Origin of the sequence: Bremerella volcania, from assembly GCF_007748115.1 — a bacterium.
Taxonomy (GTDB): Bacteria; Planctomycetota; Planctomycetia; order Pirellulales; family Pirellulaceae; genus Bremerella; species Bremerella volcania.
Window position 1 is genome coordinate 4,507,162 of sequence record NZ_CP036289.1, and the last position, 24,467, is coordinate 4,531,628.

Annotated in this window: 21 protein-coding genes; 13 read left to right on the plus strand and 8 right to left on the minus strand. The window is 58.0% G+C overall.

Translation table 11 applies throughout. The features are described from left to right. Window positions 1–7: 7 nt before the first annotated feature. The gene (locus Pan97_RS17845; RefSeq protein WP_144974886.1) at window positions 8–373 is read right to left on the minus strand and encodes a hypothetical protein; all 366 of its coding nucleotides are present in this window, start codon (window positions 371–373) and stop codon (window positions 8–10) included. A 245-nt stretch (window positions 374–618) separates the two neighbouring features. On the opposite strand from Pan97_RS17845, the gene Pan97_RS17850 reads away from it, so the two are divergent. From Pan97_RS17850 to Pan97_RS17865, 4 genes are all read left to right on the plus strand, one after another. After that, the gene (locus tag Pan97_RS17850; protein ID WP_144974888.1) at window positions 619–1,236 is read left to right on the plus strand and encodes a hypothetical protein; all 618 of its coding nucleotides are present in this window, start codon (window positions 619–621) and stop codon (window positions 1,234–1,236) included. A gap of 139 nt (window positions 1,237–1,375) precedes the next feature. After that, entirely contained in the window at window positions 1,376–2,266 is an 891-nt protein-coding gene (locus Pan97_RS17855; protein ID WP_144974890.1) for an FAD binding domain-containing protein, read from the plus strand. 26 nt (window positions 2,267–2,292) lie between these two features. After that, entirely contained in the window at window positions 2,293–2,847 is a 555-nt protein-coding gene (locus tag Pan97_RS17860) for a (2Fe-2S)-binding protein (protein WP_144974892.1), read from the plus strand. 12 nt (window positions 2,848–2,859) lie between these two features. After that, a complete protein-coding gene (locus Pan97_RS17865; protein WP_144974895.1) occupies window positions 2,860–5,127 on the plus strand; it encodes a xanthine dehydrogenase family protein molybdopterin-binding subunit in 2,268 nt (755 codons plus the stop codon). 1 nt (window position 5,128) lies between these two features. Here Pan97_RS17865 and Pan97_RS17870 read toward each other — a convergent pair whose 3' ends face one another. Next, on the minus strand, window positions 5,129–7,108 hold the full coding sequence (locus tag Pan97_RS17870) for a vWA domain-containing protein (protein WP_144974897.1): 1,980 nt from the start codon (window positions 7,106–7,108) through the stop codon (window positions 5,129–5,131). 217 nt (window positions 7,109–7,325) lie between these two features. Between Pan97_RS17870 and Pan97_RS17875 the strand changes: the two genes are divergently transcribed. Both Pan97_RS17875 and Pan97_RS17880 read left to right on the plus strand, forming a co-directional pair. Then, window positions 7,326–8,912, plus strand: a complete 1,587-nt coding sequence (locus Pan97_RS17875; protein WP_144974898.1) for a hypothetical protein — start codon at window positions 7,326–7,328, stop codon at window positions 8,910–8,912. Window positions 8,913–9,076: 164 nt separating this feature from the next. Next, the gene (locus Pan97_RS17880) at window positions 9,077–10,225 is read left to right on the plus strand and encodes an endonuclease/exonuclease/phosphatase family protein (protein WP_165698829.1); all 1,149 of its coding nucleotides are present in this window, start codon (window positions 9,077–9,079) and stop codon (window positions 10,223–10,225) included. Here Pan97_RS17880 and Pan97_RS17885 read toward each other — a convergent pair. Together Pan97_RS17885 and xylB are read right to left on the minus strand one after the other, a co-directional pair. Beyond that, on the minus strand, window positions 10,222–11,181 hold the full coding sequence (locus Pan97_RS17885) for an ornithine cyclodeaminase family protein (RefSeq protein WP_144974902.1): 960 nt from the start codon (window positions 11,179–11,181) through the stop codon (window positions 10,222–10,224). The genes Pan97_RS17880 and Pan97_RS17885 overlap by 4 nt on opposite strands. 24 nt (window positions 11,182–11,205) lie before the next feature. Beyond that, window positions 11,206–12,678 carry a xylulokinase gene (gene xylB, locus Pan97_RS17890; protein ID WP_391529990.1) on the minus strand — a complete coding sequence of 491 codons (1,473 nt, stop codon included), beginning with the start codon at window positions 12,676–12,678 and terminating at the stop codon, window positions 11,206–11,208. A 442-nt stretch (window positions 12,679–13,120) separates the two neighbouring features. On the opposite strand from xylB, the gene Pan97_RS17895 reads away from it, so the two are divergent. Beyond that, the gene (locus Pan97_RS17895; protein ID WP_144974906.1) at window positions 13,121–14,257 is read left to right on the plus strand and encodes a glycosyltransferase family 4 protein; all 1,137 of its coding nucleotides are present in this window, start codon (window positions 13,121–13,123) and stop codon (window positions 14,255–14,257) included. A 436-nt stretch (window positions 14,258–14,693) separates the two neighbouring features. Further along, window positions 14,694–15,278, plus strand: coding sequence for a hypothetical protein (locus Pan97_RS17900; protein ID WP_144974908.1), 585 nt, complete (start codon window positions 14,694–14,696; stop codon window positions 15,276–15,278). Here the strand turns inward: Pan97_RS17900 and hemG are convergent. Beyond that, window positions 15,259–16,710 carry a protoporphyrinogen oxidase gene (hemG, locus tag Pan97_RS17905; RefSeq protein WP_144974910.1) on the minus strand — a complete coding sequence of 484 codons (1,452 nt, stop codon included), beginning with the start codon at window positions 16,708–16,710 and terminating at the stop codon, window positions 15,259–15,261. The two genes, Pan97_RS17900 and hemG, sit on opposite strands and share 20 nt — an antisense overlap. Before the next feature lie 140 nt (window positions 16,711–16,850). Between hemG and fhcD the strand changes: the two genes are divergently transcribed. Beyond that, the gene (fhcD, locus tag Pan97_RS17910) at window positions 16,851–17,735 is read left to right on the plus strand and encodes a formylmethanofuran--tetrahydromethanopterin N-formyltransferase (protein WP_241676318.1); all 885 of its coding nucleotides are present in this window, start codon (window positions 16,851–16,853) and stop codon (window positions 17,733–17,735) included. An 89-nt stretch (window positions 17,736–17,824) separates the two neighbouring features. Here the strand turns inward: fhcD and Pan97_RS17915 are convergent, their stop codons facing one another. Next, the gene (locus Pan97_RS17915; protein ID WP_144974914.1) at window positions 17,825–18,358 is read right to left on the minus strand and encodes a helix-turn-helix domain-containing protein; all 534 of its coding nucleotides are present in this window, start codon (window positions 18,356–18,358) and stop codon (window positions 17,825–17,827) included. Between the two features lie 522 nt (window positions 18,359–18,880). After that, a complete protein-coding gene (locus Pan97_RS17920) occupies window positions 18,881–19,525 on the minus strand; it encodes a glycosyltransferase family 2 protein (protein WP_144974916.1) in 645 nt (214 codons plus the stop codon). Between the two features lie 335 nt (window positions 19,526–19,860). Here Pan97_RS17920 and hisI point away from each other — a divergent pair, with 335 nt between their 5' ends. The 4 genes from hisI (at window position 19,861) to Pan97_RS17940 (ending at window position 22,608) form a co-directional block, all read left to right on the plus strand. Next, window positions 19,861–20,250, plus strand: a complete 390-nt coding sequence (gene hisI / locus Pan97_RS17925; RefSeq protein ID WP_144974918.1) for a phosphoribosyl-AMP cyclohydrolase — start codon at window positions 19,861–19,863, stop codon at window positions 20,248–20,250. Between the two features lie 70 nt (window positions 20,251–20,320). Continuing rightward, window positions 20,321–20,785, plus strand: a complete 465-nt coding sequence (locus Pan97_RS17930) for a RidA family protein (RefSeq protein ID WP_144974920.1) — start codon at window positions 20,321–20,323, stop codon at window positions 20,783–20,785. Window positions 20,786–20,882: 97 nt separating this feature from the next. Continuing rightward, window positions 20,883–21,993, plus strand: a protein-coding gene (gene prfB / locus Pan97_RS17935; protein ID WP_196782144.1) for a peptide chain release factor 2 whose coding sequence is annotated in 2 segments (ribosomal slippage) — window positions 20,883–20,951 and window positions 20,953–21,993 — 1,110 coding nt in all. Because the reading frame shifts where the segments join, the coding sequence is not laid out codon by codon here. Window positions 21,994–22,011: 18 nt separating this feature from the next. Beyond that, the gene (locus Pan97_RS17940) at window positions 22,012–22,608 is read left to right on the plus strand and encodes a hypothetical protein (protein ID WP_144974922.1); all 597 of its coding nucleotides are present in this window, start codon (window positions 22,012–22,014) and stop codon (window positions 22,606–22,608) included. A 21-nt stretch (window positions 22,609–22,629) separates the two neighbouring features. Here Pan97_RS17940 and Pan97_RS17945 read toward each other — a convergent pair whose 3' ends face one another. Beyond that, window positions 22,630–24,261 carry a diguanylate cyclase gene (locus Pan97_RS17945; RefSeq protein ID WP_144974924.1) on the minus strand — a complete coding sequence of 544 codons (1,632 nt, stop codon included), beginning with the start codon at window positions 24,259–24,261 and terminating at the stop codon, window positions 22,630–22,632. Between the last annotated feature and the right edge of the window lie 206 nt (window positions 24,262–24,467).

A 24,467-nucleotide genomic window follows, 5' to 3' on the forward strand; every position in this document is an offset into this window, starting at 1 on the left:
TGATTGCTTATTTGTGCGTATCGTGGCAAGCCTTGCAATTCATCGCTTTCTTCAACTTGGCGTCCGCACCTTCTTTTCCCTCGACGGTGCCTTTGGCCGCGGCCAACAGGGCTGACGTCTTTTCTTTCCAGCTTTCTTCGCTTCCCTTGTGAGGCGGATTCTTCGCCAGTGATTCGAGCATCTCGATCACAAGCTTCTGGTCTTCTTCGCTTGCTTCTCCCTTGGCGACTTTAGCGACCAAGCCCCCCTTGAAGCCTTTCTTCATGATGTCTTCGGTGCTGTACTTGGAGTCTTTTCCCTTATCCGCCATGGCAACGCCACTGACGAGAGAAACTGAAACCAGGCCAATCAGCACGAGCAAAACACGCTTCATCTCAACATTCTCCAGCACATGGTAGCCCAACAGGAAGTCGGCAAAATCGCTCGATTCCGCCCAATCCGCCCCATAGTAATCTTCCGGAAATCAAAATTCCCCTATCGCAGCCCGAAATAGCCCAACTTTCGGCGGATTGAGACCGCTTCTCAAAAGCAATGAGAAACCAGCCACTCCACCATTTGTAGGTTAGGCTTGCCATAAGAAACAGACACGTCCAAGGGCCCCCAGAGGACCACAGCGCGATGAGTTTTTACGAATATTGGTGCGAACAATACGATCCCCAACCGGTCGGCAACGTCGAGTTGAACACCGAGCACGTCGCCCAGCAAAGCGAATGGGTCGTCTTTTTCAAGCTGATCGCGGCTGTCCTGATGACGGCAGGGCTGTTCTGGGTCCCTTTTCATTTTTTGCCACTGACCGGCTGGCACAGTGTGGTTGTCGCCGTAGGTATCGCGTTGATCTACGTCGGTTTGGCCTTCTTCTTCGTCCCCCAGGCCAACACCGATAATATGGGCTGGCTTGGCGGGATGGTCGACGATCCCTTTCATATCTCCGACGATTGGAATCGCTCGCTGATGTTCTTCCATGCCGTTCTCGGACCTGGACGCTTCATCGCCGGCACGCTGCTGGATGTTGCCTGCCTGCTGGGCGTGACCCGCAGCGATCCGATCCCAATGTCCAACGAATATTACCGACAGCAAATGGGTTACTCAGAAGACTACACAACCGCCAACGCCACAATGACCGAACTTCCGAGCGAACAAGAAGAGATCGCCGACAGCGGCATGTCGCGGGAAGAAGCGAATCAGCAGCGTTACGGACTCACCTCGGCGCGGTTCTTAATCAACGATGACGAGTAATCGGTCGATCTCGCTGACCTGCGGCTCGTTTGCTTGACACTCGATCGGGAACCCTCGATATTGAGGGCGAAACCTCACGGACTGCGGCCCCTGCCCTGCTCCTTCGCCCCCACTTTCTCTGTCAAGAAACGGAGTTCGCGTGCAAGCTTTCACGTACCATGCGCCCCGTACGATATCGGAAGCGGTTGAGCTTCTCTCTTCCGCCAGCGAAAAATCCGTGCTGTTGGCCGGCGGGACCGATATCCTGGTTCAACTCCGCGAGAACCTCCGACATGCTGATCATGTCATCGACGTCAAACAGATCGAGGAACTTTCCCGGCTGGAAATCACCTCCGAGGGCGGTCTTCACTTAGGTGCCACGGTCACGTGCTCGCAAGTTTTAGAGAGCCCGTTGACGGAAAAGTTTTCGGCCCTGCGCGACGCCGCCCAGATCATCGGTGGCTGGCAGATCCAGTCCCGCGCGACCATCGGCGGAAACCTGTGTAACTCTTCGCCGGCTGCCGATAGCGTACCCGCTTTGATGGCCTTGGGAGCAAGCGTCCAGTACGCAACCCCTACCGGCAAGCAAACCTGCTGTGTCAGCGAGTTCTGCACCGGCCCTGGCAAGAACGTCATGAACGGTCAGGGGCTGCTCGTTTCGCTGACCCTTCCACCACTGGGCACCACGTCAGGCTCGGCTTACGAGCGGTTCATCCCTCGCTATGAAATGGATATCGCGGTCGCTTGTGCAGGCTCGTACGTCGAACTCGCGGAAGATGGCACCGTCGCCACCGCTCGGATCGCCCTGGGGGCGGTCGGGCCCAAGGCCTTCCTTGCCACCAATGCTGCCAGCGCGTTAACAGGCCAGTCCCCCAGCGACGACCTGATCGAAGACGTTGCCCGCCAGACAGCCACGCTGGCGACCCCGATCAACGACATGCGGGGCACCATCGAGTTTCGCCAACAGTTAGCCTACGTGCTTGTCAAACGAACGCTTCACACGGCCCTGAGTCGAGCCGCTGGCCAAGTCGTCGTCACGCATCCACGCTGATTCACCATCACGGGAAAGACCCCAACATGTCAGGTAAAGCCCCAGCGAAAATGGCCATCTCGACCACCATCAATGGCCAGACCTACGATTTCCTCTGCGAGCCTCGGCAAAGCTTGCTCGAAGTACTGCGGGATACGCTGCAATTGACCGGTGCCAAGGAAGGCTGCAACAACGGCAACTGCGGTGCGTGCACGGTGCTGCTCGATGGCGAGCCGGTCAACAGTTGCATTGTGCTTGCCGTGGAAGTCCACGGGCACGAGCTTACGACCATCGAAGGGATCGCCGACAAAGGCCACCTGCATCCGATTCAACAGTGCTTCCTGGAAGGCGCGGCACTCCAGTGTGGGATCTGCACGCCAGGCTTCATCGTGGCGGCGAAGGCCTTGCTCGATAAGAAGCCCAATCCGGGCGAAGAGGAAATTCGCTTTGCCCTCGCCGGCAATCTTTGCCGCTGTACCGGGTACGACAAGATCGTCCGCAGCGTGAAGGCCGCCGCCGAACGCATGAGTGGCAACGGTTCGCTCAAGCAAAATCCACAGCCGACCCAAACCAGTCAACAGCAAGCCCAGCAGCAACAATAGGGAAGCCCAGCCATGAACGGATCGCCAATTTCCTATAGCGACAAACAGTACAAGGTCCTGGGCACGCGACCAATCCGGCATGACGGAACCGACAAGGTCACCGGCCGGGCCATCTACACTAACGACGTCCATTTCCCGGACATGGTACACGGCAAGATTCTCCGCAGCCCTCACGCGCATGCGAAGATTAAGTCGGTCGATACCTCGGCCGCCCAAGCCCTCGATGGCGTTCTCGCCGTCATCACTGGCAAGGATTGGCCGCACTTAAAAGATAAGATCGCCAACCTGGGCGAAGGTGCGGTTCATCTTTCCGACCTCAGCGAAAACTGCATGGCCATCGACAAGGCCCTGTACAAGGGTCATGCCATCGCAGCGGTTGCGGCCCGCACGGTTCATCTCGCGGAAGAAGCGTTGGCCCTGATTCAGGTCGAGTACGAAGTCCTTCCCGCCGTACTGTGGGTGCAGGATGCGATGCGGGACGATGCCCCGATTTTGCATGCGGATCTGCGTACCGACCACATGGGTGCCCAGGGAGACAAACCGACCAACATCGCGAAGCATCTTCTGTTCGAAAAAGGAGACGTCGACTCGGCATGGTCTTCCGCCGACGTCATCATCGAGCGCGAGTTCAAAACGGCCACCGTCCACCAAGGCTACATCGAACCCCACAACTCGATCGCCCACTGGAACGAAGATGGCAAGCTGAAAATCTGGACTTCCACGCAAGGTTCGTTTACCTGTCGCCAACAGGTCGCCGAACTGCTGCAACTTCCCCTTTCGCAAGTCACCGTCACGCCATGTGAGATCGGCGGCGGCTTCGGGGGGAAGATTGCCGTCTACCTGGAACCGGTCGCAGCGCTTCTTAGCCGCAAGTGTGGCCGCCCCGTCAAGATGGTCATGCAGCGCGACGAAGTGTTCGAAGCGACCGGTCCTACGCCTGGTTCGTACATGCGGATCAAGCTGGGCGCGACCAAGGATGGAAAGCTGGTCGCCGGAGATGCCTACCTGGCCTACGACGCCGGGGCTTACCGAGACGGCGTGATCGGCCCCGGCTGCATGTGCGTCTTCAGCTGTGTCGACCTCCCCCATGCCCGGGTTAACGGATATGACGTCTGCTTGAACAAACCGAAAACCCAGGCTTATCGCGCCCCGGGCGCGACCCAAGCGGCGTTCGCGTTCGAGTCGGTCATGAACGAACTTGCCGAAACGCTTGGCATCTGCCCGCTTGAGCTGCGTCTGAAGAACGCGGCCAAGGAAGGAACGCGGCGGGTCGATGGTCCGATCTATCCGCGAGTAGGGCTCGTGGAGTGCCTGGAGGCGGCCAAGAATAGCGATCACTGGAACGCGCCGCTGGAAGGGGACCACCGCGGTCGCGGAATCGCCGCTGGTTTCTGGTTCAACATCGGCCTGAAGTCAAGCGTCTCGGCCACGGTCAACTCCGACGGCACGGTCAACCTTTTGGAAGGATCGACCGACATCGGCGGCACGCGCACGTCCATTGCCATGCAACTGGCCGAAACGCTGGGGATCGCGGCGGAAGACGTGCATCCCAAGGTGGTCGATACCGACAGCGTCGGCTACACCGACGTCACCGGCGGCAGCCGCACGACGTTTGCCACCGGGCTGGCCGCCTACGAGGTGGGACTCGACTTACGGAAACAACTGTGCCAGCGCGCGGCCGTACTCTGGGAGTGCGACGTGGAAGGCGTCCGCTACGAGAGCGGCGCGGTCGTCCGTGGCGATAAGAGGATTACCTTTCGCGAACTTGCCGAAAAACTTCCTGAGATCGGCGAGCCGGTCGTCGGTCGGGCTTCGATCTCGAAGGATGTTTCGACCAACGGCTTTGGAGTTCACATCTGCGACGTGGAAGTCGATCCGGAAACGGGCAAGGTTCGCGTACTGCGTTACACGGCCATTCAAGATGCCGGCAAGGCCATTCATCCGAGCTACGTCGAAGGCCAGATGCAAGGGGGCGCCGTGCAGGGGATCGGCTGGGCGCTGAACGAAGAGTACTTCTATCGAGACGACGCCACGATGGCCAACGCCTCGCTATTGGACTATCGCATGCCGACCTGTTACGACCTGCCGATGATCGACACGATCATCGTCGAGGTCCCCAACCCCGATCATCCGTATGGCGTTCGCGGCGTGGGCGAAACCCCGATCGTCCCTCCGCCGGCAGCCGTCCAGTCAGCCATCTATCAAGCGTGCGGTGCCCGGATGTTCGAGCTTCCCATGTCGCCACCCAAGCTGTGGAAGGCGATCTCGCAGCTAAGCTGAGCTACAGCTTGGGAATCTGAACCGGCATCCGAGGTGGTCCGCCAGGTGGGGCGGGCCGCGGGCGATTGATCCGGCGGGTATCAAAGAAGATCGGTTCGAGCTTCACGCCGAAACCGCGTTTGATCTCCCAGCTTGCCCGCGTGGCCCACGGGGTCCCTTCGTGTTCCTGCATGACGAACTGAAGCACATCGCGCGAGAGGGAGATGTCGGCTTCGGTTTTTTCGGGGGCCGATAGCTCGTCGGTCGTCGCGAGCCGCCAACCGCGGAACTCCATGTAGGCCGGCATCTGCGGTGGAGTGGGCGGATTCTCGGCGAAGTTCGTCAGGTAAGCACCGTACTCAAACGCACGTGCCCGATAGGCGAGCAGTTGGCCGTACAGCAGATCGTAGTTGGCATTCCAGCGCAGCGAGTTCGACTCGTCGCGCAGGTTGCGGTTGTTTTCGGCCGCTTCGATTGCCCGGTCCAGGTACGTGATGTAGGTGATCATCTTGGCTTGCTGCTCGCGCACCTGTTGCCGGAATCGCTGCAGGTCGCCACTGAAGACCTGCTGAATCTCGATCACGTCCGCGACGCTTTCCTGGTACGGATTCAGGTCGTAGATGATCTTAGTGACGAGCGTCTTGAGAGGATCGTTTTTGACTTCGCCGACCTGCTCCATCCGCGAACTCAAGTTCGGCCGATACATGTCCATCGTCTTCGGTTCGTAGCGGCGATCGATCGAGTTGTTGATGTTCGTTTCTTCGCCGGGAAGCATGAAGAAGATACCGCCTGTTTCCTTCGCCATGCGGACCTGCTCGAACGGGCCGAAACCGCTGGTCAGCGCATCGGTCCGCTTGCCGAAGCCGTCGGTCTGCAGCTGTTCGACCAAGGCGGCTTCCGGACCACGATCGACCGGCAGCAAATGGATCGTCCCTTCTTCGGGATGCATCCACCGCACATGGGCGAACGGATACCCGAAGACCGCTTCACGCCCCAGGATGAACACCCTCGTATCGGTCGCCTTGGCAATCGAGATCGCTTTCTCGAGCCGCCCTTCGTTGTCCTCGGTGTTGCCACTCTCGTCGGTCACGACAATCAGCGCGATCTTACGATCGGCGATCTTCGCGTAACGGCGATGCAGCGTCAGCACTTCCGCCACGGCCGAACTGAACATCTCTTCCCCCGATGGGTCGACCGGCACCGCGGCGATCGCCTCGTCGACCTCGACAGGGTCGGCAGTGGGTGCCCTGGTATGCAGTTGGAATCCTTGCCCGAAGCTGGCCACCCCGGTCGTGAGGGCATCCCCCTTGGCATGCTCGCTCAGTCCGACTTCGCCATAGATGCGATGGATCCGCTGGCGAATCTTAGCCTGATCGTCCTTCATGCTTTCCGACTGGTCGAACAGCCAGATCACCAGGACCTTGTTCTTGGAAAGCATCCAGATCAACTCTTGCGAGATCTGGTCCATGGCTTCCTGATAGTCTCCGACGACGGCTTGAACCGAACCCACCGTTCCGACCGGCATATCCTCGATCAGCGAGTCGACGTCCTTGGTCAGAAGCGCTTCGGCTTGCAGAGCCACCAGTGGCGCGTTGGCGAAGTCGGTCGGCGGCATCTCCAGTTGGGGCGCTTTCAGCGATGCTTCGACCATGCCTTCCATCCCTTGCTCGGTGGTGGTCAGGTTCGCCAGGGTCATCTCCTTGGCGATCTTATCCGACTCGTCCAGCTCGATTTCCAGCGGTCGCTCGCGGTCTTCGATCTCCGGCTCGAGCACCACCAGTTCGATCTGCCGATCAGGCGGGTCGATGATCGTGAACATGGCCATCAGCATGACCAACGAGAAATGCACGATCAACGAAACCAGGAACGATGCCGAGTTCTGGATCGTTTCCCAACGCAGCCACCCCGGTGAGGTGTCGTGGCCTGCGTGCTCTGCTAGCGGAGCTTGCCCCTCAGGCAATTGCGGAGAAGACCAGTCGGCGGTGGGGGCAGGTCGATGCATGCTTACCGGTCAGGAAGGAAGGATACGTGATTGTTAACTACTTAATCCTAGAAGAAGATGCCATTTTCCGCCATCGATTTTCTCACCCGCGTTGAGGCTTGTCCGAATTTGCCGGCATTTTCTCCCCCAATTGGCCTGGATGCATTTCGGGAGATTTGATACAGCACAACCAACTTGCGCAATTATTTCGATAAAACTCGCTCCAGCCGAGGATGCCGTGGCCGTACTTCGTAATCTTTTGATCGTGGGACTCTTAGTCTGTGTTGCGTACAACGGATACGTGATCTACCGCAATCAAATGGCCTCATCCCCTACGGCCGACACCAAAGGTCCCGACGAAGCACCGTTGTTTTCGGAAGAAGCATTTACGGAACTCGCCGAGAATCGAAGCCAGGTCACCGTGCAGCAAGTCCCCACGGTATTAACGGCCGAACAGGCGACTCCGAAAGACGAGTACGTCGCCAACCCGGTCCTCGAGAATCGTACCGCTTCCCTGCCGGTCATCCCAGTTTCCACGAGCGGTCCAACCACCAAGCCAACCAGCCGTTTCTCGACCGACACCGTAGCGCAAGAGGAACCAGCCGCACAGCAGGAAGCTCCCTCGGCCGAAGACATCACGCCGAAGATCCTTTCGTTTGACGATGCCTGGGCAGAAATCGAAGCATCCGAAGCCGCGTTTACCTGGGCCACCGCGCTTTCGCAAATCGAGCGTCTGGCCTACCGCGAGGATCTCACCGAAGCGCAGCGCGAGCAAGTGCTGGCCAAAGGGGATGAACTCGCCAAGACGGTGATCTTCGCTCCGAACAAACACCTGGCCAAGCCTGCGCTGACCTTTCTGCCAGGGATGAACCTGGAGGAAGTCTCCGCCAAGCACGCAATCCCCGAAACCTTCCTGCGCTCAATCAACCACTGGGCCGACGACCACAACCCCACCCCAGGCGATTCGATCAAAGTGCTTCAAGGCCCGATCAAACTGCACGTCGATCTGCCGTCGAAATCGATCCGTGTGGCCGTCGGTGATCTTTACGCCGGACGCATGGCCATCGGGCAGCATTCGATCAATATTCCAGAAACCGCCACGCTTAATGCCGAAATCCTTGACGAGGTGACCAAACTCTCGCTGGGGGACGTCGCCGTCGTCATCGACACGGAAAATAAAGTCCCTGAAGCCAACTCATTGCTCGTCACGGCGGAAGATTGGAAGCTTCTGCGATCACTCGCCAGCGAGTCGGTTGAGGTTACCTGGACCGATATCGCCAAGCCTGCTGCCCCTCCAGCGATCGCAGCCGTTGAGCCTCCCAAACAGGAAATGCAGACGCCGGCCGTTACCGAGGAGCCGCAAGAGCCAGTCGATGCTTTAAAGATGGAGATCTTCACCCCTTCGGCCGTCGCAATCCAAGGGAAGCCGGTCAAATACGGCATCGAAATCACCAACCTAAGCGACAAGCCGAGCGATCTGGTCCAGGCCGTGGTCAATCTCTCGGAAGGAATCGAGCCTATCCAAGTGGAAGGGCACACTGGTCGCATCGCCCCGGGTCAGGCCATGTTCGATCCGCTGACCATCGAAGCCGGCAAGAGCATTCGCCTGACCGTGACCATCGAGACCAAAGAGACAGGCCAGTTCCTGATTCGCCCCGAACTGCAATGCGGCCGGCCTGAAACCCGCTACGCAACCGAAGTCCAGCTTCGCGTCGCCGCCGCGGAATCGATCTCGGCGGAAGCTGAAAAGAACAAAGTGGAAACCGCGCAACCCAAGCAATCAATCGCGGAAATCCCTCAAAACCCGGCCAGAGAGATCCGCTGAGCCAAATGGGGGGGGTAAGCATCTTTTTTCCTAAACCCCAAGAAAAGAGACCTGCCCCTTTTTCTCCTCTCAGCGCGATGGTTGGTTACGGGCTGCCATCCCTCGAGCCGTGATGTAAAATGCCGGTTCCTCGCGGTTGCATCTCCGAAGGCAGAATTTCGCACGTGTCGAATTTCCCTAAAACTCTCAATTCGGCACTGATCTGGTTGGCAAGGATTACCCTTGCCGTGTTGGTCATCGTGTCGCTGGCTCCTTTGGTAAACACTGGCTACTGGGTCGTGCGCCTTTGTGATTTCCCTCGTGTTCAGCTGTTGTTTTTGCTGTTGGTACCAACTTTGGCGACAGTGGCTCATGCGTGGGGAGCCTGCGGTTTCCGAAGGGAACACTGGATACTTGGCGGTGGCATCCTCGCCGCGGCGTGTTGGCAAGCAGCGCACGTGCTCCCTTTCACGCCCCTTTGGCCGCAAGAGCTGGCAGATGCGAGCGAGCAAAAGAATCTTCGGCTGATGGTAGCCAACATCAAATACAGCAACACCCAATTTGACGAGGTGTCGCAGGTGATCCAGCAGCAGGATCCGGACCTCCTGCTGCTGATTGAAATCAACCAAAAGTGGAAATCCGAGCTCGATCCGCTTCGCCAAGCATACCCGCACCACGTCGAAGTCATCCGCGACGAGGGGCTCGGTTTGGCGCTTTGGAGTAAGCTGCCGATTCTCAATGAGGAAGTGAAGTACCTTGTCTCAAAGCTGAGGCCGTCGATCTTCGCGACCCTTGCCCTTCCCGACGGCAAAACCGTCCAAGTAGCAGGCCTGCACCCAACCCCGCCGGGGCTGAAGGATGACACGCCAGGGGGCCGGCGCGACAGTCGCGTGCGAGATGCCGAACTCGTGCTGGTCGCCCAAGAAGTTCAAGCCGACGCGGACGCTACCTGGCTGGTAACGGGGGACTTCAACGATGTCGCCTGGTCCCACACCACGCGTCTCTTCAAACGTCTAAGCGGATTGGGCGATCCCCGGGTCGGACGCGCGCTGTTGACCACCTATCACGCCGACTATCCGCCACTTCGTTATCCCATCGATCACGTGTTCCTGTCCCAAGGCTCAACGGTCGGCAAATTTCAGCGGGTACGGCTCCCCGGCTCCGATCACTTCGCGGTGCTGGCAGAATTCCATGTCGCCGGCAACGCCGTGCCTGAAACGGCCTCTTCGGAAGATGAAGTTGAGGCCAAGGAAATCGTGGAGGAAGGGGAGCAAGATGCCCAGCAGCGGAATATCGAGGCCGACTCGAAAGACACAGATGGTGACGACCGCTAAAACGGCAAGTCGGTGCCAACTGCCGGATTTTCAGCCGCTCGCTGCAAAAACTTCGTTCCCAGGGCCACGTCTTGAATCGCCAGGCCAACGGTCTTATACACCACAATGCTGTCGGCGTTGTTTCTCCCGATGACGGTACCTGCGATCACATCGGACAGGGAAACGGCCACGTCCCAGTCAAAGTACCCTTCTTCCTGAGCCAGCAGATAGTCGCCGGCTTCTCCCTGGCACGCTTCGATCGAATCGCACACCCAGTTGTCGGCGCGGCGAATGGTCACCACGTCGACTTCCCGCTTGTAGGCCCAGTTGCCACCCATCGCGCAGACCAGGGCTCCTTCGGCAAGCTGATTGCCATCGAAGACCGGGTGCTTGCTGGTCGTCGCCGTGATGACCAGCGGTAGGTCTTCCACGGCGTCTTTCGGATCGTGGACCGGCACGATCTCGATCTGGCACTTGTCGGCCATGCGTTCGGCGAACGATTCGCGTTTCTCTTGATCGCGCGAGTAGACGAACGCCTGGGTTAGGGGAAACTCGGTCGCCATCGCTTCCAGCTGCGACTCGGCCTGCCAACCGGTACCGAAGAGGCCTAACTGCGTCAACGGTTTTTTGGCGAGGTAGCGTGCCCCCACCGCGGACGAAGCGGCAGTGCGCATCTGACCGAGCTTATCGGCCTCGATCAGCGCGACCATCTGCCCACTGTCGATATCGTAGATACCGACCATGAACTTGGCTCCGATCCGCGTGGTGGTGTACATCTTCCAGCCGGCGGTTCCCAGGTATTCCGCCGAAGCGTGCATGCCGTGCAGGACGAAACCAGGGGCACGGGCACGATGCCGAGGGACGTTTTCAGCGCCCCCCGTGCCGAGTTGCCGGAAACTTTCGTCCACCACTTCAATGGCGGTCGCCATATCGAGCAGCTGGCCTACTTCCTGCTCACGGTAAAATCGGCACGTCATGTCGCCACCTCATGTCAAACGGGATCAGTCGCTGAGGCTCCCGAGCTTCTTGAAGTCTGCTTTGAGCGACTGATACAAATCTTGATACACCGGAAATGCTTTGTCGTAGACCTTCTTGGCTGCGCGATCGGGCTTCGTTTCCGCCACTTCGCTGATCGTCGCCGCACAGGCCTCCTGAATGTTTTTATAAGCCCCGGCACCGGTCGCCGCCAACAACGCGACACCAAACGCTGGCCCTTGCTCCGCATTCAGCTTAACAACCTTCTTGCCAAATACATCGGCCTGCATCTGCCGCCAGAACGCACTCTTGGCACCACCGCCGCCGGCGCGAACCTGGCGAACGGGAATGTTCATCTGGTCCAACACTTCCAAGCTTTCCCGCAGCGAGTAGGTCACCCCTTCCATGATGGCCCTGGTGAGATGCGCACGCTCGTGCTTCAGCGTGATCCCAATAAAGCAGCCGCGAGCATCGGGATCGGCATGCGGCGTCCGTTCGCCGGCCAGGTACGGCAGAACCATCAAGCCTTCGCTCCCTGCCGGAATGGCTTCCGCTGCTTTCATCAGCGCCGTGTAAGGATCGCTCTTGCCGCGTGGTCCACGCATCTCGGCGCATAACTTCTGCACGAACCATTCCAGGGTGCCCGCTGCGCACAGCGTGACCCCCATCATGTGCCATTTGCCACGAACCGCATGGCAGAACGTATGCAAACGTCCTTCCGGATCGGCGGCCATTTCATCGCTATGAACGAACATCACGCCGCTCGTTCCAAGGCTGCTGGCCAGGATCCCTTTCTTGACGACCCCATTTCCCAGGGCATTGGCGGCGCAGTCCCCTGCCCCGCCAACCACCACGCAATCGGTCGTCAGGCCCAACTGCTTGGCGGCCTGCTTGGTCAGGTTGCCGGTCACATCCTCCGATTCGTAGACCTTGCCCAGCAGATCGGAATCAAGCTGGAGCTTGGAAAGAAGTTCGGTCGACCAGGCCCGCTTCGCGACGTCCAGCAGCAGCATGCCGCTCGCATCGCTCACTTCGGTGGCGTACTCGCCGGTCAAACGACGGCGGATATCGTCCTTGGGAAGCAGCACCTTCTTGAGACGCTCGAAGTTCTTCGGCTCGTTGTTGCGCAGCCACAGAATCTTGGGTGCCGTGAATCCGGTCAGGGCCGGGTTGGCGACCATCTTGATCAGCTTCTTACGACCGCCGGCACGCGATTCGATTTCTTCACACTCGGCCGCGGTACGCTGGTCATTCCAAAGTAGCGCCGGGCGAATCACCTGGTCATTCTTATCGAGAAAGACCGATCCGTGCATCTGCCCCGAGAGACCGATCGCTTTGACGTCTTCCGGCTTCGCTTTGGCCAACTGCACCACCTTCTTGACCGTTTTGACGGTCGCTTTCCACCAGTGCTCCGGATCTTGCTCGCTCCAGAGGGGTTTCGGGTGCTCGGCCGGGTAGCTAGCAGAGGCTTCCGCCAAAATCGAGCCATCTTCGGCCATGGCGATGGTCTTGGTTCCGGAAGTACCAATATCGATTCCCAGGTAGATATTCACAGGGGCTGATCCTCAAAGAGAGCTGATATGTTGGGGCGTGTATTCAGGGATTAAGACGAGTAGAAGGCCCTATTCTGCCCTATTTTCCCGGCAGAACCAAGCATATGGGGGTCTCCTCCGGCTCAGGTTGTTAACTTCTTACAGTTATTGTGATTGCCGTCCGAATCTACGGGTCCTGCGGGCACAAATCTCTTATCTCAGATCGGTATTCCACGGCACCGATGAAACAGGTACTCTCTCGTCGTCTGGGGGATGCGATATCATCAACTTTTGTGGATGTTGCACCTCCTTTTCCAGACAACGAGACTGCCAGCGGTGAAACCACACCAGCTCTGCTATCTCAGGAGAAGCGAACGACCTTACCTGTCGTTCCCAACTACGCGACTTCATGCTCAATCCACCACCACGCATCGTCCTTGATCTTGAGAAATCTCGGAACTTTTGTTCCGGGCTGGGGCAATTTGCCCGCAATCTCGGACGTGCGCTGACCACCGAGATGAGCAACCGCGGCCTCCGACCGATTCCCTTCGTCACCTCGGCTCAGGTCAATGAATTCGGTACGCCCGATGCCCTGGAAGCCAAGCTGTGGCGGAAAGAGATCTTCCAACGCTGGTATCGCTGGACGCAAATGGGGCGCTCGCCGGACTATGCCCTGTGGCATGCGACGCATCAACAAGCGAAGTACCTGCCCCTGAACCCCAAGACGCGCGTCTTGCTGACGATTCACGATCTGAACTATTTGCGCGAGAAGAAGGGCCCCAAGATCGAACGCGAGCATCGCCGTATCGCTCGGTTGATTCGACGCGCCGATGCCGTCACAGTTATCTCGAAGTTCGTCGCAGGGGAAGTGAAGTCGTATTTCGATCTGCAAAACAAGCCATTGCAGGTGATTTACAACGGACGACCCGATATTTCTCAACTGCCCGCCCAACAGCCGGCATGGCTCAACGCGAGCCGGCCTTACCTGTTCAGCATCGGGATTATCGACCGGAAGAAAAACTTCCACGTCTTATTGGATCTGATTCAACGCCTGCCGAATCATCAACTGGTGATCGCCGGACAGAACGGTTCCGAGTATGCCTGCGAAATGCGACGCATCATCGAAGAGCAACATCTCGCCGATCGCGTTTCCCTGCCAGGTCCCGTCAGTAATGAAGAGCGGCAGTGGCTGTACGAAAACTGCGAGGCGTTCGTCTTTCCATCCCTGACTGAAGGGTTCGGATTGCCTCCGATTGAAGCGATGACGGTTGGCAAACCAGTCTTCCTCGCCCGACGTACGAGCTTGCCGGAGATCGGCGGTAAGAGAGCGTTCTATTGGGACGACTTCTCACCGGACCATATGCTCGACGTCTATCATCGCGGCATGCAGACATTCAACGCTTCGCCTGAGTACGCCGAGCTACTGCAACAGGCCGCCGCGCGATTCTGCTGGCAGGAAGCCGCACGCCAATATGTCGATCTCTACCGCAGCATTCTGGAACTGGAAAAGATCGAATCTTTTCAGCCGACACTAGCCGCTGCCTAAAGCAAGCTGCCCCTCATCCGGGGCCAACGCTGGACGGGGCATTTGAGATACTATTTCCGGGGGATTTTTCTTGACGCCGCTCAAGACGGGGAATAGTTTACACGATATTACTTTGTAACGGCGTCGATTCCACCAGTTCCAAGCCGTGACACCTGACGAACCAATGACATCGATGTGAAAATCGATTCACCGAACATAGAATTTGTTCCCATTACCTAATGGTAACCTCATCCCGGGGCAGGGTATCCTGAGATACCAGAAAAGAGGTTGGATTGCCTGGCGATCGTAGGTAATGGGAACTTTTTCTTCTTCTTGACCATGCAGGGGCACACGTCTCTTTTCCCTCGCCACAATTGCTCTAATCGTTAAAGTCGGCATGCCTGCGGAGTCGATACCAAGAGAGACGGGGGGCTGTCACACCTGCAGGAATGCGCGGATGAATATTGCAACCGCTATACCACTGGGAATCGGCGCGGCTTCGATGGCGGCCGGAGCGGCCCGGCAACTTTCGGATGGCGTTTTCTCGCTGCTTCAAGGAGAAGCGGAAAAGACGGCGGAAACCAATACGCCGGATGACACCTCTCTCGAATCCTTGCTCGCCGCCAGCGGTCTACTGGGCGGCAACGTTGACGAGCTTCAAGATCAGTTGGGGCGTTCGCTGGAAGACCTGGAAGACCTTCTGCGTCGCACGTTCCATCAAGCCGGACAAGACCTGCCGGAGTCGTTTCAACTGCGGATCGACCCCAACGGCGAGATCGCCGTGAATGGTGCCGATGCGTTCGCCCAGCAAACCAAAGGTCTACTGCAACAATCGGAAGAAGCCCAGCGACTGCTCGCGCAAATCGCCGCGCAGACAGCGGCCATTCAAGCGGCCACCGATCAGCAAGCGTTTGCCCGGCAGTACAACGACGATCCCGAAGCCGCACTCAGCGCGCTGCATCAGGCAAAAGAAGAACACGCCGGCCTCGACCTGACGTTCCTCGAAGGCCGAGTCGCGAGCATCAACCTGGCGGCCGCTTGACGCTTAAGTATTCGCACACTCGCTGGGCTGCCTGTTCGCCGCTTTGGATGCACTGCGGCACCCCCACGCCTCGGTAAGCATTGCCGGCCAGTTCCAAACCGGGCAGTCGGGCCGCTTCCTCCTCGAGCATCGCCACGCGATTGAGATGCCCCAGATGATACTGCGGCATCTTGCCCATCCACCGCGTGACGAGAAACTTCTCTGGCTCGCCTCGCAGGCCGATCAGTTCGCCCAGTTCCTGCATCGCCACTTGCTTCATCTCGTCGTCTGAAAGATCGGCCAGTTCCGGATGACACGCACCACCGACGAACACGCGTATGATCACCTTTCCGTCCGGGGCACGCCCGGGGAATTTGGCACTGGAAAAACTACCGGCCAAGATCTTCCGGTTCTCGATCTCTGGCACGACAAACCCAAAGCCAGCCACCGGACGCGTGATCTGCTTTTCATCCACCGCAAGAATCGCCACGCTGCAGCCTGCATAAGGAATTGCTTCCAGATTCTCAGCCAGAACGGGAAACGCGTGCAGAACCTTCGACGCCGCAGGGGCCGGCAACGCCATGATCACCGCATTGAAGGCGTGTTTCTCACTGGATGTTCGCACGGTCCAACGATCGTCTGTTTTTTCAATCGAGAAAACCGGCGTGCCGAGATGAATCGTCTGCGCGGAAAGATGCTGCTGAAGGTTTTGCACCAGTTGCCCCATCCCCTGCTTGGGCGCGACGAACATCGAGTACCGGGCGCCACTCTCATTTTTCTGCCCATTGGCTTCCTTACGCTGGGCGGCTTTGATCAGGCTGCCGTGCTTTTGCTCCATCTCGACGAACTGCCGCAGCGTGGCCTGGATGCTGAGCTTGGTGGGATCGGCCGTATAGATCCCGCCGATCAGCGGCTGCACGAGACGCTCGTACGCTTCCCTACCTAAGCGGCGCGTGACGAACGACTCCAGGCACTCGTCCGAAGGATCTTCCCGCTTCGCGACGAAGTACTCCCTGGCCAGACGCAGCTTGCCGGCCCAACTCAAAATGGGGGTCGTGATCACCGACCACATCTTGCTGGGGGCCATCAACACGAAGCCCTCAGGCACCGGATATAACTTGCCGCGGCGAACGACGTACGCCTTACGCAAAGCCTCGTTGGTCGGCAGCAGATCTTCTTCCATCCCCAAGCGGCGGCATAGGTCGAGCGCGTACGAGATGTTGGTGATGAAGTTGTCCGCGCTGTTTTCGAGCAAGTAACCATCGGCGGTCGTCGTCGTTTGCAGAACGCCACCCAACCGGTCATCCGCTTCGAAGACGTGCACGTCGTACGCAGGGTTCAATTCCACGAGCCGATGCGCGGCGGCAAGTCCGGAGATACCACCACCGATCACGGCAACACGGGGCCTGGGCGTTTGTTCGTCCATCATTCCTTCGGAAGTTCTGCGAGACACGATGCAACACGAATACCCTATTGTAGATCCCCGACGCCGATTTGGTTACCCAGGCAGATGGCGGTGCGGGGTTGGCAATGCGCGCGGGTCGGGGGAAGATAGAAGGTCTCGTACTCACATGGATCCCGGGGAATGCACCTGTGCAGATTGGCAACACGCAGATCGTTGATACCTTCGCCGAAGCCTTTGGCATGGTCTACACGCGGCTGATGATCACAGCCTTTGACGACCACTGGCTGCGCGCCGCGACCAACGAAGTGAGCGGCTACGGCAGCAGCGTGATTGCCTGCGATGCCGAGGTGGGCGTCGAGCGGCTGCTTTCCCCCGAAGAAACCCCAGACGGCCGCCCGGGCGCGTCGGTCCTGGCCTTTGGCTTCTCGGCCGATGCATTGGCCAAAGCGATCACCAAGCGGGTAGGTCAATGCGTGATGACCTGCGCGTCGACGGCCGTGTTTGATGGTCTGCCCGATGCCGAAAAGCGAATGCCGCTCGGTAAGTCGCTCCGCTACTTTGGCGACGGCTTTCAGAAAAGCAAAGTGATCGACGGCACTCGCTACTGGCGAATTCCGGTCATGGACGGAGAGTTCTTCTGCGTCGAATCGCTTGGCATCGAAAAGGGAGTCGCCGGCGGCAACATCATCTTTCAGGCCGTCGATCAATCCACCGCGCTCACCGCGGCTCGCCAGGCCGTCGAGGCCATCGCGCCGCTGGCCAACGTGATCGCCCCCTTTCCTGGCGGTGTGGCTCGCAGCGGTAGTAAAGTGGGCTCGAAATACAAAAGCCTAATGGCATCGACCTCCGACACCAACTGCCCCACCCTGAGGGGACGCGTCGAGTCGCAGGTGGTTGAAGGGGCCCACTGCGTGCTGGAAATCGTGTTAGATGGTGCCAGTGAACAAGCCGTTGCCGAGGGGATGAAAACGGCCATGCACGCCGCGGCCATCGAGGGAGTACTGGTCATCTCAGCCGGCAACTATGGAGGAAAGCTCGGCAAGTTTCACTTCCATCTGAAAGATCTTGTCTGACCAGGGCAAGAAATAAACGGACCCAGGCCGCATCCGAGCAGCCTGGGCACCAGGGGGAGTTTGTTTATCTGAAGCGCGATTGAAAACTCTTAGTCTCGCATCGCGCCGATGATGGAATCACAGGAAATACGCCGCTCGGCGATCTGGCCAAGATCGTCCAGTGAACGACGCTGGCCTACGTTGTTCCAAGCATTGATGTCGGCCAGTTCCGGCATCAAGTCGACCAGTTGATCGACCAGCACCTCGGCTAGAATTCCGATGTTGGCTTCCTGAGTCCGCTCGGAAATCGCTTTGACCGTCTTCATGATCCGCACCAGCTTGGCACGTTCACGAATCGGGGACGAAAGGTTGTTCTGGGGCTCTTCCAGAAGGTCAGCGATGGGCACATCCAGGATGTCGGCCCATTGCGAGAGTTGCGAGACCAAAAGGTCGGTGTCGGGTTTCTCTTCTTCACGAACCTGAGAAGCGGGCATGCCCAACTTTCTCGAGGCGGTGCGAAGTGAAACGCCTTGCTGCTTGCGAAGTTCGCGGATGCGATGCAACTTACGAGGGGACCTGTTGCCCATCTCGGAAGGCGCGTACGCGTAAACCGCGGGGTCCATGGTGAATGGAACCGTTGCCATGAGAAGTCCTCCCTTGTTCCGGAGGCTTAACCGACTGCCGCTGGGCCGTAGTCGTTAGCAACGTAGAGACAACACGACATCAACCTCACCGATCAGCGCGCGGGCACATTTAGCGAGGGTTGTTGGAATGCTTCTTGTCTGTTCCGTTTACCGCGATCTAAGGCCAATTGGCTGGGGTGCCTAGTCCCGTCTGCCAAGCCTAGTTTGGAAGTCTAGTTACGCCCTCGAGGAGAAACAGGACGCGACCGAACTTCATGATAAGTGTGCCTGAAAACGCTTCAAGCATCGGAATGATTCCGAAGCTGCCCGGGGTTCACTCCCCAGCGATCAATGCCGGAAAGTTCACCTTGGAGGGAAAATGAGGAAAATATTACCTGAAACATTTTGAAGGCACTGGCTGATTCTATCGAATGGTTCCGACCGAATCAAGAGTTTACCACATTTATCGGGAAATAATTCGCCGCAACTGCATCTGTAAGGGGCAGCATCTGGACGAACGGAAAACTTTTCTCAGATTGCCTGTTATTCGCCAGTTGCGAATTCGTGGATCCGCCTGAGAAAACGAGGCATTTTCAGACGCGGTGCCGGTGGTTGAACGGCTTCGTTGGTCGCCGCAGAGACTTCTTCTTCGGGCAAAGAAAGTTCCGTAAGCGATTCCATCTCGCTGATGTCGGCACCCCAATTCGATAGACGTGAGAGCAGATCTTGCTCGAGTGGCTGCGGGTCGCTGGGCAGCAGCGGTTTGGCCGGTTGTGGCGTCGCTGGCTGCGGTTTCACAACTGGTGCTGCTGGACGCTGGACCACGCTACGCGAGTGAGCGGCCGACGCGTCGAAGTGCATCGCCCACAGCGATTGGATGTCTTCGGTCGTCAACTTGTGATCCATGTCCTGAATCATGACGATCTCGCCGGCGGCAGCGGCCAGGCCCAGATCGATCGCCGTAGCTCGGCCTTGTCGCGGCGTATAGCGGCGTGAGCGGACCTGCGGATAACGGCACGAGATTTCGTACAGAACTTCTTCGGTACCGTCGGTCGAACCATCGTCCACGATCATCAGTTCGAAATCGCTCGTCAGATCGGCCACGATCTCCAGCAAACGATCCACTTCGGCAACAATGCTCGACTGAACGTTGTGAACCGGAATGACAATACTTAGTGACTTCTTCACGACGGAACCTCAGCAGGACATGGGGGAGATCGACGAAAGCTGGCAAGGGGTGGTCCCAAAACGCCGCCGAGGCGGCCCAACAGTTATCGATTCGGCATCCTGCTTCCATTGACTACACCGCTAGCGAACTCAGTCCGAATGTACGGGGTCTTCGGGAAAGACCGATTGATCATCCCGCGCCAGATCTACCGCTTACCCGGTGCTTTAAGAAATCCGATCCCCTCGCCGTGCGAGGGGATCGGAATGGGTGTGCCCGGTTGCCGATTGTCGCGGAAAAAGCCACACTAAACCGAATTGATTCCCTTTTGCCCGGCCAATGAAATAAGAGTCCAGCGATGTCCATCTCCTTGCCCCGCGAGCCTGACTTTGACAAGGCCGGCGGTCTGGTACCGGCGATTGCCCAAGATGTCGACAATGGCGAGGTATTGATGATGGCCTGGATGAACCGCGAGGCGTTCCAGGAAACGCTCGCTACCGGCCGAGCCGTCTACTTCAGTCGCAGCCGCGGCAAGTTGTGGCGGAAAGGGGAAGAGAGTGGTCACCAGCAACAGGTCCGGCAGATTCTGGTCGACTGCGACGCCGATACGGTTCTGTTGAAGGTCGACCAAAAAGGGGCGGCCTGTCACGAAGGATTCCGAACCTGTTTCTTTCGTGAAGTCGGCCCCACCGAAACCAAAATCGTCGCAGAACGTCTAGTCGACCCAGACGACGTTTATAAGAAATAACCAATCCTCTAGTCCCCTCTCCCTTTCCAAGGGAGAGGGGACCGGAAAAACCCTAACCGAAAGAAACATCATGAGCTTTGATGCCGCCCTGGATGCTTTGAACTTGGAATTGCCGCCGGCGCCAAAGGCCATGGGGCTTTACAAGCCTGCGGTCACAGTCGGGAACCTTGTTTACCTCTCGGGTCACGGTCCGCTGAGCCCGGACGGTACGCTTCAGTTGGGCAAAGTGGGGGTCGACGTCGATCAGGAAGTGGGCTACGCGGCCGCTCGCCAAACGGGCCTGGCCATGCTCGCGACATTGAAGGCCCACCTGGGCAGCCTCGACAAAATCAAACGCCTGGTGAAAACGTTCGGCATGGTCAACTGCCAGGACTCCTTCACCCAACAACCGGCGGTGATCAACGGCTTCAGCGAGTTGATGAAAGAAGTCTTCGGCGAAGACTGCGGCATCGCGGCGCGCAGCGCCATCGGCGTGAACGCGCTGCCCGCCGGCATGACCGTCGAAGTCGAAGCGATCTTCGAGTTGAAGGATTAGACAAAATCTTGTCCCCTCTCCCTTCCAAAGGGAGAGGGGACAAGAGAGATTGAGCACGACATTAAAGAGCACCCCACGAACTTTTCTCGGATCCACCATGGAACGCGAGTTTTACGATCGAGCAGAGAGCATCCGTCAGCGACTCCTTCAGTTAAAGGACTCTCTTTGACTACGCTGCCAAGCAGCAGCAGCTGAAGGATATCGAGCAGCGGATGTCGGCCCCTGACTTCTGGGACAATCAAGAGAAAGCCCAGGAGACGGTCGGCCAGATGAAGTCGCTCAAGAGCCTTGTGGAACCGTTGGATGAGTGCCTGTCCGGCATCGAAGACCTGGACGTGATGCTCGAGATGGCCGAGGAAGATAAATCCCTGGCCGACGAAGTGCCCGGCACGCTCGAGAAGCTGGAATCCGATCTGGAGACGTTGGAGCTGAAAGCGCTTCTCGACGGGCCATACGACAACTGCGGCGCGATCGTGACGATCAATGCCCGTGACGGTGGTACCGATGCCAACGACTGGGCGGAAATGATGCTCACGATGTATGGCCGCTGGGCGGATCAAAACGAGTACGACGTCGAACTGATCGATCGAACGGACAACGAAGAGGCCGGCATCAACAACGCGACCTTCGTCGTTCGCGGTCCGATGGCCTACGGCTACCTGAAAGGAGAAACCGGCATGCACCGCCTGGTGCGGATCAGTCCGTTCAACTCGGAAGGCAAACGTCAGACGAGCTTCGCCGCGGTCGACGTTTCGCCGGAGATTCCCGACAGTGAAGAAGTCGATATCGATGAAGACGACGTCCGCGTCGACACGTTCCGGGCTAGCGGAGCCGGGGGTCAGCACGTGAACAAGACCGACAGTGCGATTCGCCTGACGCACATTCCCACGGGGATCGTCGTGCAGTGTCAACAGGAACGCAGCCAGCATAAAAACCGAGCCCAGGCCTGGAAGATGCTGCGTTCGCGGATCGCTCGGGTAGAGGAAGAACGCCGCGAAAGCCAGCAAGCCGAAAAGTACAAGACCCAAGCCAAGGTAGGGTTCGGCTCGCAGATTCGCAATTACTTCCTGCACCCCGATCAACGCGTGAAGGATGCCCGGACTGGCTATTATATGGGCAGTTTCCATAGCGTCATGAACGGCGACATCCAAGGCTTTCTCGACGCCTACTTGCGTTGGCGAGTCGGCCAGGAATCGCCGCAGAATTAACCACCAGGAAACTCATTCGTGTCAGAATCATCCTCATCCCCTGCCGAAGCCTTTTTCGTGGAATCGATTCGCGAAGACGGCGTCGGGCTGTTCATCAATTTCGTGAAGCAGAAGGACCGCTTCGGCCACATCATCGCGCTGGTCCAGGGGGACGAGTGCATTCCGTTGTTCGTTTCGATCGAAGGAGACGACGAGCAGCCGTGGCCGGAAAGCCCTCCGTTACAAGAGATCCATCTGGAACAGCGCCAGGAAGGGACCGTGGCTCTGTTGGTGGGCATGGCGGGCGACAGCCACTGGTCGGCCGCCGTCGAGCCGATGGCCGAGCCAGGCGGGATTCACTTCTCGGTGGCCTGCCGCATGAAGGACTACCCGATGCGGATCTGCAGTCACTACGGCTGCGTGATGGAGGAGATGATCGATCCCAAACTGGAACGGGACGGCCCATGGGTTTGGAGCGTCAAAGGCAGCGAGGTGTGTGTCGACGTGATTCCCCAAGAGCGATTTCCCACCCCGGAGATCCCTGCCTCGGCGAGTGGGTTCGAGGTGAACGCATCGCTCGACGGAGAGCCTTTCCCCAAGACGATTCAGTGGCTTTACAAAATCTGGGTTCGCTAACGTCGGAAGCGGCCGCCCCTTTTAGAAGTCGGTCGTGTTGAACGCGGTCCCCAAGGACATGGCTCCCGAACCGGAACCACCTCGAACGGCTTCCAGGAGATCGGTCATGAGATCTTGCATCTTCGAGACCGTACCAATCACCATGGCGGCGTGTTCGTCTTCGGTACGCACTTCAACGTCGTTGGTCAACTGACGCGAAGTTTCGGCCAGCAGTTTGGCAGCGACCTCGAGCCGTTGCGACGATGTGTTGCTGACATCACCAGCATGTCCCATCGGTCCGTTTTGGTTCCATGTGGTGTTGGCCAGCCAACGCAGGATACTTTGTCGGCTGAGGACGCCCAGCGTCTTGCTGTTCTCGGTAATCAAGACTGTGCGAATGGAAACACGGTTGAGGAATTCCCAGACGATCCGCAGGGGGATGTTTGGTGGATAACAGATCAGGTTTTTTCGCATCACTTCGGCGATCGTGATCTCGTGAGGGTTCGGCCGACAGGCGACCGACATCAGATCCTTCTCCGAAACGATCCCGACCAGGCTACCTTCGTGATCGACGACCGGTGCGGACGGAATTCGATAGTTCAAGAAAAACTGGCTGATATCGATAACACTTGAATCAGGCGTCACCGTGCTGACCACCGGAGTCATCGCGTCCGCCGCGACGGCTCCACCGAACACCAGGTCAAGGTGCCCCGTATCGCCACAGCAAACGGCGTTTTGGAGGTTATTAAACGAGACGACCTGGTTGCGCCCTTTTTGTTTAGCTTCGATCAGGCATTGATCGGCGATCTCGATCAGGTCGTCCAATTCTTCCATTTCGGCCATCGCTTCGACGATGCCGAAACTGGTCGTTACGTTGACCACTGCCGAGTCGAGGATGATTTCGGTTTCGGCGATTCGCTTACGGAGGTTCTCGGCCCAGATGCATGCCTGGGCGGAAGAGGTTTCCGGCAACACGGCACAGAACTCTTCGCCACCGTAGCGGCAGATAATATCCGACTTGCGAACCGAATCGGAGAGAATCCGACCGATTTCCCGCAAGACCTGGTCACCGGAAACATGACCGTGGACGTCGTTGATTCGTTTGAAATAATCGATATCGAAAATCACGAATGACAGTGGCAATCGATGGCGTCTGGAACGGCTCCATTCCTTGGAAACCATCTCTTCAAACACACGGCGCGTCGGCAGGCTGGTCAGCGGGTCGCTGTTGGCCAGGTGCGTCAGGCGCGTTTCCAAGGCCAGAATTCGCTGACCCGATCGCATGCGCGCGACCAGTTCACCACGATCGATCGGCTTGGCCAAAAAATCGTCGGCCCCAGCGTTGAGGGCCTGGGTCAAGTTCTCACGATTGCCGTGAGACGTGGCCATCACGATGTACATGTAATGCGAACTGACGACATGTCGCACGTGCCGGATCAGATCGATCCCTGAACCGTCCGGCAATTCCCAGTCCGTCACCAGGAACTTGAACTCGTTCTTTTCCTCTTCCAACACTTCCAAGGCCTGCCGGCAGTTTTCAACCGTAACGATTTCGTACCCTTCGCGCGTCAGAAACTCGCGAATGAGAGTTCGAATGAGCCTATCGTCGTCAACAACCAATACCCGGCTGCGAGTCGGAGGAAGTTCGGGCTGACTTGTTTTGCTGAAGGTCAAGATAACGTTCTTTCCAAGGCTTGGGGGCTAAGCCACTGATTCTTTCAGTTCAACCAAAGTTAGATTACGTTTCACGATGTGCTAATGATTAATTACTACGAAAACCATATTCCTTTCCCCTCAACTTTCGGTAAACCTCACGCAGGCTAAGTTTGTCTGTAACGATTATCCGGAACGTTCCCCTCCTGAGGCATGTATCAGGTATG